Origin of the sequence: Lysinibacillus sphaericus (genome assembly GCF_001629735.1) — a bacterium.
In the GTDB taxonomy this organism is placed as follows: domain Bacteria; phylum Bacillota; class Bacilli; order Bacillales_A; family Planococcaceae; genus Lysinibacillus; species Lysinibacillus pinottii.
In genome coordinates this window covers 2451484-2465058 of record NZ_CP015224.1, presented here as the reverse complement: position 1 = coordinate 2465058, position 13575 = coordinate 2451484, and the positions used below count along the sequence as shown (strand labels likewise).

Annotated in this window: 11 protein-coding genes and 1 other annotated feature; of the genes, 9 read left to right on the top strand and 2 right to left on the bottom strand. The window is 39.5% G+C overall.

The window, feature by feature from the left end; all coding sequences use genetic code 11:
* Positions 1–74 precede the first annotated feature (74 nt).
* Positions 75–710, top strand: coding sequence for a DUF421 domain-containing protein (locus tag A2J09_RS12065; RefSeq protein ID WP_031419288.1), 636 nt, complete (start codon positions 75–77; stop codon positions 708–710).
* Here A2J09_RS12065 and A2J09_RS12060 read toward each other — a convergent pair.
* Complete coding sequence (locus A2J09_RS12060; RefSeq protein ID WP_031419287.1) at positions 707–2224, bottom strand: putative polysaccharide biosynthesis protein; 1518 nt, start codon at positions 2222–2224, stop codon at positions 707–709. The two genes, A2J09_RS12065 and A2J09_RS12060, sit on opposite strands and share 4 nt — an antisense overlap.
* A gap of 93 nt (positions 2225–2317) precedes the next feature.
* Here A2J09_RS12060 and A2J09_RS12055 point away from each other — a divergent pair, with 93 nt between their 5' ends.
* Positions 2318–2626, top strand: coding sequence for a post-transcriptional regulator (locus A2J09_RS12055; protein ID WP_031419286.1), 309 nt, complete (start codon positions 2318–2320; stop codon positions 2624–2626).
* Positions 2627–2972: 346 nt separating this feature from the next.
* A complete protein-coding gene (secDF, locus tag A2J09_RS12050; protein WP_036162236.1) occupies positions 2973–5240 on the top strand; it encodes a protein translocase subunit SecDF in 2268 nt (755 codons plus the stop codon).
* 98 nt (positions 5241–5338) lie between these two features.
* On the opposite strand, the gene A2J09_RS12045 is transcribed toward secDF, so the two are convergent.
* Complete coding sequence (locus A2J09_RS12045; RefSeq protein ID WP_012295439.1) at positions 5339–7027, bottom strand: methyl-accepting chemotaxis protein; 1689 nt, start codon at positions 7025–7027, stop codon at positions 5339–5341.
* 319 nt (positions 7028–7346) lie between these two features.
* Positions 7347–7611 (top strand) — a binding site (T-box leader).
* A gap of 114 nt (positions 7612–7725) precedes the next feature.
* Here A2J09_RS12045 and A2J09_RS12040 point away from each other — a divergent pair.
* From A2J09_RS12040 to trpA, 6 genes are read left to right on the top strand one after another with little or no spacing between them, the layout of a single operon-like run.
* Complete coding sequence (locus tag A2J09_RS12040; protein WP_031419283.1) at positions 7726–9096, top strand: chorismate-binding protein; 1371 nt, start codon at positions 7726–7728, stop codon at positions 9094–9096.
* A complete protein-coding gene (gene trpD / locus A2J09_RS12035; RefSeq protein WP_036162234.1) occupies positions 9093–10124 on the top strand; it encodes an anthranilate phosphoribosyltransferase in 1032 nt (343 codons plus the stop codon). The genes A2J09_RS12040 and trpD overlap by 4 nt, the downstream gene beginning before the upstream one ends.
* Positions 10121–10912 (top strand): indole-3-glycerol phosphate synthase TrpC, encoded by a 792-nt coding sequence (trpC, locus tag A2J09_RS12030; RefSeq protein WP_012295436.1) that lies wholly within the window; start codon positions 10121–10123, stop codon positions 10910–10912. The genes trpD and trpC overlap by 4 nt, the downstream gene beginning before the upstream one ends.
* Positions 10909–11523 carry a phosphoribosylanthranilate isomerase gene (locus A2J09_RS12025; protein WP_031419281.1) on the top strand — a complete coding sequence of 205 codons (615 nt, stop codon included), beginning with the start codon at positions 10909–10911 and terminating at the stop codon, positions 11521–11523. The genes trpC and A2J09_RS12025 overlap by 4 nt, the downstream gene beginning before the upstream one ends.
* Positions 11523–12734 (top strand): tryptophan synthase subunit beta, encoded by a 1212-nt coding sequence (trpB, locus tag A2J09_RS12020; RefSeq protein WP_031419280.1) that lies wholly within the window; start codon positions 11523–11525, stop codon positions 12732–12734. Before A2J09_RS12025 ends, trpB begins: the two co-directional genes overlap by 1 nt.
* Positions 12731–13525, top strand: a complete 795-nt coding sequence (trpA, locus tag A2J09_RS12015; RefSeq protein WP_036162232.1) for a tryptophan synthase subunit alpha — start codon at positions 12731–12733, stop codon at positions 13523–13525. The genes trpB and trpA overlap by 4 nt, the downstream gene beginning before the upstream one ends.
* Positions 13526–13575 lie beyond the last annotated feature (50 nt).

The following is a 13575-nucleotide window of genomic DNA, read 5'->3' as shown; positions in this document are numbered from 1 at the left end:
TTTAGCAATATCCAGTCATTCTTCTGTATAAAAAACAAAAATAAGGTCACCTTGATATTATGGGGGTGTTATTGATGGAAGAATATTTCCACATCATTTTTAGAACCTGTTTTTTATATGTGTTTATCATCATTGTCTTTCGTTTAATGGGTAAACGAGAATTGGGTGAGCTATCTGTCATTGATTTAGTGGTTTTTGTATTAATTGCAGAAGTGGCTGCTTTTGCGTTAGATGATTATAAGAATCCTCTTTTTAATGCCATTTTACCCATTATTATTTTGCTCTTTATACAAATATTAAGTGCTTATTTATCGTTGAAGTTCAAAGGTATACGCGACTTAGTTGATGGTGATCCAGCGTTACTAGTGAAAGACGGTGTGATTTTAGAGAGTGTAATGCGTAAACACCGTTATAATTTAGATGATTTATGTCAGCAATTACGAGAAAATGGTATCGCCTCTGTCACCGATGTTGCATTTGCCTATTTAGAACCTTCGGGAAACCTTTCCGTTTACAAAAAAGATGAAAAAGCATTCGTTTATCCTTTGATTATTGATGGAGAGATTCAAGAGAGACATTTATTAACCATGCATAAAGACGTGGAATGGTTAAAGAGTGAATTAGCTAAAAATAATATTACAGATAGTGAAAAAGTATTTTTTTGTATTTGGGAAGACGAGCGACTGTATATTCAATTAAAGGAAAACTAAACTTTCTTTGCTAATTTACGGATATAGCGGAAATCTGTTATACGTAATTGATTTGTAAATAATAAACTCGTAAATAGTAAAAATAATGTGACAAAGCTATTTAAAATAAATGGTAGTGATAGTAAGGGCATTAGGAAGTACTGGGCGATACAAACGACAATAAAGCAACTATAAGGTACGACAAACATTCTAAAGCCTGCTCGTAAATTTTTCCGTTGTCTAACAGTTGCTATATGCAAGAAAGAGGTCATCAATACGCCAAAACCAATAGCTACCACAGCTCCTTTTTCTTGAATACCGGGCTGAGAGGCAAGTACAAACATAACAAATAATTTCCCTAGGCCCCCATAGATGGAGTTCATCATCGCTGCCCGAGCTTCGCCAATCGCCTGAAGGATGGAGTGCAGAGGGCTTTGAATATAATAAAAATAAAAAATGGGTGCTAAAATTTTTACGTAACCACGATTTTCTTCTAAATGGAAAAGCTTCATAGCCAATTCATCACCATGTACAAAGAAATATGTAGCGGCAAAACAGCCCACTAAAGAAGATAATCTTAGGGAAACCGAAATTCGTTCCTGTAACAAAGGGATATGCTGTCTAGCAACGGCATCACTAACAGCCGGAATAAGGACAATCGATAAAGCGGTTGACACAAAAGCAGGAAATAGTAGTAGTGGCACCAAAACACCTGAGATGACACCGTATAGAATGGTAGCTGCTGATGCTGTTAAGCCTGCTACTGTTAAAGCTTTTAAAAAGATAATTGGTTCTAAAAACCAAGTGAAAGAACCAAAAAGCTTGCTGCCTGCGGAAGGCAGAGCTATACGTAGCATGGGCGATGAAGGATAACCTTCGATTTTTGTTTTGCGCGCAATTAATTTCTTTTTTGAAACTATATAATGCAGCCATAAATAAAGGAATGCTACTACCTCTGCAGCAAGCGTAATACCCATGGCGGCAGCAGCTGTCACAGCGGCATTATTATAATTAGCCACGTATGGAAGCATTAGTGTAATAAAGCTAATCCGAACAACTTGTTCAATCATTTGTGACCATGCGGTAGGTGTAATTTTAGCGATACCTTGTAAATAAGCACGTAATAAACCAGATCCTACTGATACTGGTACGGCAAAGAGAGCAATCCATAAAGTGAAAGTTGTATGTTCATTATGTAAGAGCGTTGTAGAAATATATGGTATAGTGAGTGCAACAAGGGGCATAAAAACGATCATACCAATAAACGACCAAAGAATCGCAGTACGCATGACGCCAAATATGCTTTCGCGTTTATTTTTAGCTAGTAATTCTGCCACAATTTTAGCTACAGCAATAGGTAGTCCAAGTTGAATGAGTGAGATGAAGAAAATAAATGCTGGATAGACGGTCATATAAATACCGACTGCCTCCTCACCAGCAATTCGCATAAATTGCATTCTATAAAAGAAGCCAAAAAGTTTAGATAAGAAAATGACAAACATTAAAAATAATGTACCTCGTACAAAAGAACTCATGCCATCCGTCCCTTCTCAAGCCGCAAAAATTCATTTACACTATTTGTATGCAAGCATGTCTTACGTTACGACTTTGATTGGAGATGATTCAAAATGAGTATGCAATATGAGCAACTGTTTGAAAAAATTCGTCCTGCCATTGATAGTAAGATAGCAGAGTTCAAGTATTTTCGATATGATGCTATAACGGCTGAAGAGCTTTGGCGGTACTGTGTTGAAAAAAAATGGCGTAAAAAGAAAGTAGAACAACTTCGCTTATATGAGGTGATTGCTACCATATTCTCGGTATCACCATCTGATATTGTCTCATTCAATCAAGTAGAGTTTTTACAAAGTGACAATTGGTTTGAAGAATTGAATACAGAAGAATTACAATTACTGCTTGGTCCAGTCAAAACGTAAATAACGATGTGTCAAATCTTGTAATAATTCAAAGAAACCTACATGTGTTGAATTGACACCAAGCGCAACCTGTTTCATAATAAGTGTGTTGCGCTTTTTTTATTTTGAATAACTGTTTACTTACATAAATCTTCTATGCGATTTTACTTGCATTAGGAAGGTTAGTACCTAATAATACAAAGATAAACTTGCGCGTTATGAACGAATGAACTAAGTGAGGCAACCTTTTTGAAACACAGGTAACATGATTCTAAGGAAAAGGAGGATTAATCGTTTCAAAAGGTATTGCTAGTTACTTGTTTGGCGTGTAAGGACAACCCTTACACCATTTCGAGGAGGATTTTCGATGAAACTAAAAAGTCGTATAGTTGCATTCCTATTAATTCTAGTGCTTCTGGCAGCTGGAATTGGTACGACTGTAAACGGCGTCTTAAAGGACATTAAGCTTGGTCTTGACTTACAGGGCGGGTTTGAGGTGCTTTATGAGGTAAATGAATTAAAGGCAGGACAAAAAATCACACCGGAAGTTGTTGCAGCTACGGCAACAGCCCTTGGTAACCGTGTCAATGCCATTGGTGTTAGTGAGCCAAGCATTCAGGTAGAGGGAGAAAACCGTATTCGTGTGCAATTAGCTGGTGTTGAAGATCAGGAATCGGCACGTAAGCTACTATCTACTTCTGCAAATTTAACATTCCGTGATGTGGATGATAATTTATTATTAGATGGGAATGATTTAAAAGAAAATGGGGCTAGTGCTTCCTTTGACCAACAAAATCGCCCAATCGTATCATTAAAATTAAAAGATGCGGGAAAATTTGCTGATGTAACAAGTAAAATTGCTGCGAAACCTGCAGGACAAAATTTATTAGTTGTATGGTTAGACTTTGAAGAGGGTGTAGACTCTTATAAAGCGGAGTCACAAAAAGCGAAGCCACGCTATGCATCAGCAGCAACAGTTAGCCAAACATTAAATACTACAGACGTTATGATAAGTGGTAGTTTCTCTGTTGATGAAACAAAAAATTTATCAGGAATTTTAAATGCAGGGGCACTACCTGTTAAGCTTGATGAAATTTACTCAACTTCTGTTGGTGCTCAGTTTGGTGATGAGGCACTGAAAAGTACCATTTTTGCAGGTATTGTCGGCGTAGTAATTATTTTCTTATTTATGTTATTTTACTATCGTCTACCAGGGGTTATTTCCATCATTACACTTGTTGTATTCACATTCTTAGTATTGGTTGTATTTGATTGGATTAATGCGGTATTAACGCTTCCAGGTATTGCCGCCATTGTACTTGGTATAGGGATGGCTGTAGACGCTAACATTTTAGCGGCAGAACGTATACGTGAAGAGCTTCGAGTAGGGTATTCTGCTAAGCAGGCATTCCAAATTGGTTCTAAACAATCTTTATCGGCTATTGTGGATGCACAGTTGACAACGCTATTAGCAGCGGGCATTCTATTTTACTTCGGGACAAGCTCTGTAAAAGGTTTCGCAACTACATTAATTATAAGTATTCTATTGAGCTTCTTAACAGCAGTTTGGGGTTCCCGTGTTCTATTAGGGTTCCTTGTTAACAGTGGCTATTTCAATAATCCAGCATGGTATGGTATTGCTAAATCAAAACAACATAGTTTGGAAGAAAACATTGGTACATTAGATTTAACAACGAAATTTGATCGTTTCGATTTTGTTCACAATCGTAAGAAATTTTATACATTCTCTTTAGCCATTTTAGTGGCTGGTTTAGTGGTTATAGGTATTTTCCGACTAAACCTTGGTATCGATTTCTCTAGTGGTACACGTATTCAAATTGAAGCAGAACAAACGTTAACACAAGAAGAAATGGCAAAATTCGTTGATAGTATCGGTTTCCCTTCGGAGGATATTGTCCTTTCAGGAGAAAAGAGCACATCTGCAGTTATTCGTTATAAATCTGATTTATCACAAGCAGATATTTTAAAATTCCAAAAGGAAACAACCGATAAATATGGTCATAAGCCTACTGTAAGTACGGTATCGCCAACAGTTGGTAAGGAGCTTGTGAAAAATGCCATTAAAGCATTGTCACTTGCAGCACTTGGGATTATCATTTATGTAGCAATTCGCTTTGAATGGCGTATGGGTATTGGAGCAATTGTGTCATTATTACACGATGTATTCTTAATCGTTGCTGTCTTTAGCTTTATGCGCTTAGAGGTGGATATTACTTTTATTGCGGCAGTTTTAACCATTGTTGGTTACTCCATCAATGATACGATTGTTACCTTTGACCGTATGCGTGAAAACTTAGATCGATATGATACCATTAATGACCGTGAATTATTGGCGGATATTGTGAATAAGTCGCTCCGTCAAACAATGGGACGTTCTGTTAATACCGTCTTAACAGTTATTATTGTTGTTATAGCCTTATTAATTTTTGGCGCACCATCTATTCAAAACTTCTCAATTGCGTTATTGATTGGTCTAATTACAGGTATGTATTCTTCCATCTGTATCGCAGCTCAAATCTGGTATTCATTAAAAATTCGTGAAATGAAAAAATCAGATGGGCAGCTACACAAAAAAGAGAAAAAACAATGGGGTACAGACGAACCTGTTGTATAATTATGGGCAGGGTATAGAAAACGAATTGTTTTCTATACCCTGCTTTTATGATGCAAAAAAATCTGCTGGCTTTCTAAAAAGCAGCAGATTTTTATAGGTTATAATTTAAATTGCTGAAGCAATGTCTGTAGCTGCTGAGCATGTTGACTTAATTCTTCAGCGACCGCATTCACTTGCTGCATAGTCGCAACTTGTTCATCAACAGACTCTGCAATTATTTGTGAATTGCTGGCTGATTGATTTGAAACGCTTGCTATTTCCGTGACAGAGGCAGCAACCTGCTCAGCACTGGCGGAAATTTCTTCAGATGTGGCAGAGATTTCCTCAATTTGCTCCGTAAATGCTGTCACTGCTGATGTGATGGAGTAGAAAGCATCTCCTGCCTCATGAATTTTGTTTACGCCGTCTTTTACAGAAGCTAGACCATTATCGACAGCGGCTGCAACATTGCGTGTATCTGTCAGAATTTCTTTTGTAATGGCAACGATTTGATTGGCAGACTGATTAGATTCCTCAGCAAGTTTACGTACTTCATCCGCTACTACCGCAAAGCCCTTACCGTGCTCCCCAGCTCTTGCCGCTTCAATTGCCGCATTTAAGGCCAGCAAATTTGTTTGCTCTGAAATGGCCGTGATGACGGCTGTAATTTGTCCGATTTCTTCTGATTGTTTACTTAGTTTATCTGTCAATGTAGCAATTTCAGAGGTAGCCACAGAAATGATAGACATCTGCTCTTTCGCTGTGGAAATGGTTGTTCCTCCTGTTCGCGCAAGCTGGGTCATACTTTCTGCATTGGCATGAAGGCTTTGTGTCGCCTCTGCAATGCGTTGAACACCGGATGCTGTTTCATCCATTGCCACAGCACTTTGCTGTGAAGCACTTGCAGATGAAACGATATGTGTTGAATTTTCTTGAATTCGTTGGGCAATATCATCAGAAGTTGCCGTCACTTCCTCTGTGCTAGCAGACAGCTCTTCAGAGACAGCTGATAGGTGGGAGGCGCTATCTTGAATGTTTGACATTAATCCAGTTAGATTTTGCTTTAAAGTATTGACTGCCACGGCTAGTGTACCAATTTCATCATTTGATTGGTGAGTAAGCTCATCAATCGATAAATCTCCTTGTGCTAAAGTATCAGCCGCTCCAATTGCAAGATGCAATGGCTGAACAATCGATTTTTTAACAAAATACATAAAGTAAACGCCAATAACGGCACTAGCCAATAGAAGCGTGATGGAAATAATAATTGCTCTTGCAACCGTTTGATTAACTTCAGCATCAACCTTTTGTAGCTGCTCATTATGATAATCTAACATTTCCTTCGTTAATTGGAAGAGTTCTTTATTATCTTTTGTCACATCATTATTTATGTATGAGAGGGCTAAATCCACATTTCCATTATTGAAGGCTTGGACTGCCTTTTCGGAATGAGTAAGTAAATCTTTTTGTAATGCTGTGATTTGCTGCATAATATTTTTTGTGTAGTCTGAACGAACAAGGGTAGAAAGCTCATTCACCGATTCTGGTAAAAGCTTTTCATAGCGCGCTAAGTTTGCTTTAGCGGTTTCATCCTTTGGATTTAAAATATAGGAACGTAAAAATAAACCTTGTGATGCGAGTTCTTGCTGAATTTTCACTGTTAATTGCATTTGTACAATACGGTGCTGCAGTACTTCTTCTAGATCATTTTGCGTAGCTTTGAATTGCAGAAAGCTCACAATACTAGAAATGAAGAGTAAACATGTTAATGAAATGAAGCCCAGATTTAGTTTTTTACGAACGGACATAGACGTTCCTACCTTCTTTTGTTATATGGAAAAAATAAATGTTCTGAAATTACTATAGCTTGATATTTTTACAAGGTCAATACTCAGAAAATTTTCAACAGGAGAAGTATTATTTACTTTTTATGGAATTTAAAAAGGTTTATATACCTATATAAAAGGCTTCTGAAATCCATGTTATCCACTTGATTCTTCAAAATTGATTGACAATTATATTTATTTAGCATAAAATTAAGGCTAACTTTTTGTTCGGTCAAGGTAGAAGGCTACGGGAGCGTGGTCAACCTAAGAACAGATGAGCTGAGTGTAGATGAGAATAGCTGAGAAATTGTTGAATAAGAGTAGTAGCATAGGTGTGCAATATAGAGAGTCAGTGGCTGGTGAGAACTGATTTGTAGCTTATGTGAATGGACTTATGAGAGTCGCTTTTAAAAAGCGAACGTGAATCCCCACGTTATAGGGAATGCTTGAACGTATAGAGGCCTTGCAATCAATATGATTAGCAATGGACCGTACAGGAGCAGGCATTAAAGTGAGAGCAATATGCTCTAATATGAGGTGGCAACGCGGTCATGATCGTCCTCTGCAATTAGGAATAATCCTTTTTGCAGGGGATTTTTTTATTTTCATTCAACAGTACATTTTTCTTCATTCGTCTAGACATTAGCAAAAGGAATCTTTGGAAAAGGAGATTAAAAGCTATGCAAACAACGAGTTCAAGAACAAAAATGAAAACCATCAACGGCGATTCTTTAACACCGATTTTAATTTTTAGACGTTTACAGGGTAAGCATAAATTTTTGCTTGAAAGTTCAGCCCAACATGAGGGAGCGGGAAGGTTTTCTTTTATTGGTGCTAATCCAAGAAAAACGTATAAGGGGATGGGGCAAGAAATTCAGGAGTATTCCTATCAAACTGGAAAAACCTCTGTCCATAAAGGAGAGCTCTTTGCCCTATTGAAAAGACTCATGCCCCGTATTTCCAATACAACTGATTTTCCGTTCTCTGGAGGGGCCATTGGTTATATAGGTCATGGAGCAACATCGATGCTACGAACAGATGGAAAGGATCTCCCAGAAGCTCATTTTCATGTCTATGAAACAATTATTATTTTTGATCATGTAACTGATGAGGTGACATTGATTCATACAAATATAGATGTGGAAAAACAAGAGCCTGATTTGGAGAAATTAGCACAACAGATATTAGAAGGGCATGTAAGTGAAGAAGCAACTTACATGTATCAATCACTTGATACTTCTACACAGGATCAATTTTCAATAGCTCTACAAAATATTCAACGTAATTTGAATGGGGAAATAACAAGAGTTATATTACCGAAGCGCCATGTTGCAAACTTTCAGGGAGATGCTTTTTCGTTATATAGACAGCTTCGTAAAAAAAAGTCAGCTGCCTATATGTATTATGTAGAGTTTGAAGATTATATGGTTTTAGGAACTTCTCCTGAAAGTCTAATACGAGTGAAAGGAGACCGAGTGATTGCAACTCCAACAGAGGGCACATACCCACGGGGGAAAACGAAAAGCGATGACCTAATTAATGAGCGTAAACTATACAACCATCTAAAAATTAGAAAATCACATGCCGTCCTTGTGAGTGCAGTGCAGCAAGAGTTACAGTCTGTTTGTTTTCGGGATTCTGTTCAAGTAATCGATGCTATGCACATTGAGAGATCGAAGCAAGCTATACACATGACTTCAAGGATAGAGGGGCGACTTTTGCCGATGCTACATGCCCTTGATGTATTAGCAGCAATGCTACCACCATATTCAACTACAGGGATACCTAAAGAACAGGCAACCTATTATTTGGAAAAATGGCATCATACTGCGGGTATATTTGGTGGAGCTCTCGGTTTCATCGGTTTTAATGGGCATTTGGATTTTGCTTTAACAGGGCAATCCATTGTGGTGAAACAAACAATGATGCATATGCAATCCACTATTGCGGTGACAAAATATACGGACGTATTAAAAGTTTTACAACAGTTGGAAGAGGAAGAACGTGCATATTTACAGTTATTGGCGAATAATGGAGGGCAAAATAAATGAAACATTTACAGCGGAAAGTGTTACAAGGACAGCATTTGATGTATGAAGAAATGCTAGAGGTGGCGCAATGGCTATTTCAGGATGACACACCTAAAGATGAAATCGCAGGCTTTTTAACAGCCCTATCTATAAAGGGGGAGACTGCTCATGAGGTAGCGGCCTTAGCAACAATTATGCGGTCATTTGCCAGTAATGTCCCAGTAAAAGAAGGACGTTATATGGATAATTGTGGAACTGGTGGAGATGGCCTTCATACATTTAATATCAGCACTGCCTCTGCATTCGTACTAGCTGGAGCTGGTGTTAAAATTGCCAAGCATGGAAATCGTAAAATTTCGTCCTCCTCTGGCAGTTCGGACGTTTTAGAGGCATTAGGCATTCATACAGAGATGACAATTCCACAAACTGTAGAGCTATTGGAAAAGGAAGGAGTTTCTTTTTTGTATGCACCGAATGTTCATCCCAAACTAAGGAGGATTGGGGAAGTGCGACGTTCACTTGGTAGACCAACCATCTTCAATCTAGTTGGTCCTTTAACAAATCCTGTAGCCCTTTCAACACAATTCACAGGCATTAATCGGCCCCAATTTGTCATGGAATATGCTTCTGTTCTACAAATGCTAGGACGTGAACGTGCCATTGTAGTATCAGGTCCTCAAGGGCTCGACGAGGCTTCCTTAGCAGGGCAAAATACATTGGTTTTATTAGATAAAGGGGATTTGATTCCATTCTCATTAACCGCAGAGGATGTCGGTCTTCGCTCGGCACCATTAGAGGCCATTCGAGGTGGCAATGCTGATGAAAATGCGGTGATTATGAAAAATTTACTGGCTGGGGAGCAAAGTGCCTACTTAGATACGGTATTGATAAATGCCGGCATCGGATTATTCGCTCATGGTCAGGCAGAAACGATTAAAGAAGGAGTGGCTATGGCGAAAGACAGTATTGGTAGTGGGCGAGCACTGCAAAAATTGGAAACGGTTGTAGCTTATAGTGAGCAATTAAAAGGAGTGGAGGTCGGACAATGAATATTCTTCAAAAAATACTTCAGCAAAAGAGGATAGAGGTAGGAGCATTATTAGAGCAGCCCGATCCTTTAGCAAATTTTTCAGAAAAGCAACGCCCTTCGTTATTTCAATCATTACGGCAAGCAAACACATTGCAGGTGATTGCTGAAATGAAACGTGCTTCGCCTTCCAAAGGGTTAATTGCTGGCGGGGCAGACCCAGTTGCACAAGCACAAGTTTATGCCCAGGCAGGAGCAGCAGCTATTTCTGTATTAACGGACAAGGAATTTTTTAAAGGCTCCTTTGAAGATTTAGCCGCAGTTGCTCGTGCTGTGGATACGCCACTTCTTTGTAAAGATTTTATGGTGGATCGAGTGCAAATTCGATTTGCTAAGGCAGCAGGTGCATCTATTATTTTATTGATCGTGGCAGCATTAACGGATGAAGCTTTAGATGATTTATATAGCTATGCAACGAGCTTAGGCTTAGAGGTTTTAGTGGAAGTGCATGATAGAGAGGAGCTAGAACGTGCACTTGCAGTAGATGCGAAATTGATCGGCGTTAATAATCGAGATTTACGTACTTTTAAGGTCAATTTGCAGCGCACAAAGGAGATTGCAAAAGCTTTTCCGTTTGATGAGGGACACATTTTAATTAGCGAAAGTGGCATTTGGTCCCAGGACGATGCGAAACAAGTGGCGGCTATGGGCGCTAGTGGCGTTCTTGTTGGAGAAGCATTAATGCGGAGCGGAGATGCAGGGCTAGCACTCAGGCGTTTACAAGTTCAAACCGAGGAGACTTCAGTATGACAAAAGTTAAAATTTGTGGTTTACAAGAATTAGAACATATCCAAACAGCAATTCAAGCTGGTGCAGATGCTGTGGGCTTTGTTTTTGCACCAAGTAAACGTCGTGTATCCATTGAACAGGCACGGCTATTAGCAAAGCAAGTGCCACAAGGTGTTTTGAAAATTGGTGTCTTTGTCAATCCAACTGCTGCTGAATTACAGGAAGCGGTTGAGCGAGTGCCTTTAGATTACGTGCAATACCACGGAGAGGAAACAGCAACATTTATTTTAGAACAAGGTTATCCAGCTATTAAAGCATTGTCTATCAGGACAAAAGAGGATGTGCAAGCTGCTGCTAATTTTCAGGTGGACTATTATTTATTCGATGCTCCTGGAACTACTTTTAAGGGTGGAAGTGGTCAAACTTTTGACTGGACTCTACTCGATGAGGTGGGCATTCCACGAGAAAGATTAATACTAGCTGGTGGACTGAAGGCGGATAATGTTGAAGAAGCCATCACAGCTGTAGACCCATACATGGTGGATGTATCAAGTGGTGTAGAAACAGATGGCATTAAGGATCATAAAAAAATAAGGACATTTTTACAAGTAGTAAAGAGGGGGGATAAATAATGACCATTTCGATAGCTAATAGTGTACCAACAAAGGCAGGGCGGTTCGGTCAATTTGGAGGGCGGTTCGTACCTGAAACATTAATGACTGCCTTGCTAGAATTAGAGAATGCCTACGAGGAAGCTTTAGAAGATTCCTCGTTTACTGAAGAGCTATCCTACTATTTGCAGGACTATGTGGGACGTGAAACCCCGCTTTATTTCGCAGAAAATCTTACAAAGAAGCTTGGTGGAGCTAAAATCTATCTAAAGCGTGAAGACTTAAATCATACAGGTGCTCATAAAATTAATAACGCGATTGGCCAGGCACTTCTTGCCAAACGAATGGGAAAAAAGAAGATTGTTGCAGAGACAGGAGCTGGGCAACATGGTGTAGCAACGGCTACCGCATGTGCCTTATTAAATCTTGAATGTGTTGTTTTTATGGGTGCAGAAGATATTAAACGGCAGCAGTTAAATGTTTTCCGTATGGAACTACTTGGCACGAAGGTTCAGTCGGTAGAAAGTGGGTCAAAAACTTTAAAGGACGCTGTAAATGCTGCTTTGCGCTATTGGGTGACGAATGTGGAGGATACGCATTATATTTTAGGCTCTGCCTTAGGCCCACATCCATTTCCAAAAATTGTTCGTGATTTTCAGCGGATTATCGGGGTTGAGACAAGAACGCAAATTTTGCAAAAGGAAGGTCGCTTACCAGATGCAGTTGTCGCTTGTATTGGTGGTGGCAGTAATGCAATTGGTATGTTTCATCCATTCGTTGACGACGAATCGGTTGCCTTATATGGTGTAGAGGCAGCAGGGAGTGGTCTTGAAACTGGGCGGCATGCAGCGGCTATTGCAGGTGGACAATTAGGGGTATTACATGGCGCTTACATGTATTTACTACAAGATGCAAATGGCTTTGTTCAAGAAGCGCACTCTATTTCAGCGGGGTTAGACTATCCGGGAAAAGGGCCAGAACATTGTTATTTACACGATATTGGTCGAGCTCAATTTAACGCCATTACAGATGCTGAAGCGTTAGAAGGATTACAATTATTAAGTAGAACAGAGGGCATACTTCCCGCGCTTGAAAGCTCCCATGCAATTGCTTATACTGCAAAGCTTGCCAAAACAATGCAGAGTGACAGCATTATTGTGGTGTGCTTATCTGGCCGAGGGGATAAAGATGTACACACAGTTCGTGCAGCACTAGGAGGGGATATGAAATGACGACTTTACAACAGGCGATTGCCCAGACAAAGATTGAAGGACATAAGGCTTTTATCCCGTATATTATGGCAGGCGATGGAGGGCTAGAAACTATCAAGCCAACGATTTTAAAACTACAGCAGCTTGGCGTAACAGCTGTTGAAGTAGGTATTCCCTTTACAGACCCTGTTGCAGATGGTCCAACAATTGAGCGGGCTGGAGAACGTGCATTGGCAGCAGGTGTAACGTTGAGGAAAGTATTACAAACTCTTGCTTCATTTAGAGAGGAAATAACAGTCCCTTTAGTTATAATGACGTATTTTAATCCAGTAATAGCATATGGCTTGGAGGCCTTTGCTCAAGCTTGTATTGCTGGAGGAGTCAAAGGAATTATCGTGCCAGATGTGCCATTAGAGGAAAGCGGAATTTTACGAGAGGCCTTAAATCCCTATAGCATTGATGTGGTCCAGCTTGTATCATTAACAAGTCCTCCTGAGCGTATTGCTCGAATTGCTGCTGCAAGCCAAGGATTTGTTTATGCAGTGACTGTAAATGGAATTACAGGGGAACGCTCTAATTTTGCTACTAATTTAGAACAACATTTTGCCCACTTACGTCAGGCAAGTCCAATCCCAGTACTAGCGGGATTTGGCATTTCAACACCCGAGCAAGTGAAAAGTATGGGAATGTTGGGGGATGGGGTCATCGTTGGGAGTGCCATTGTGACGGCCTTACATGAAGGCAAGATGGCAACAGTAGAAGCATTAATAGCTGCTTCAAAAAACGTTTATGAAAAGTCTACTCTTTACTAGAGTGGGCTTTTTTTGCTGTGTGACGGATAGCGAGAGGAGAGTGGCGAATA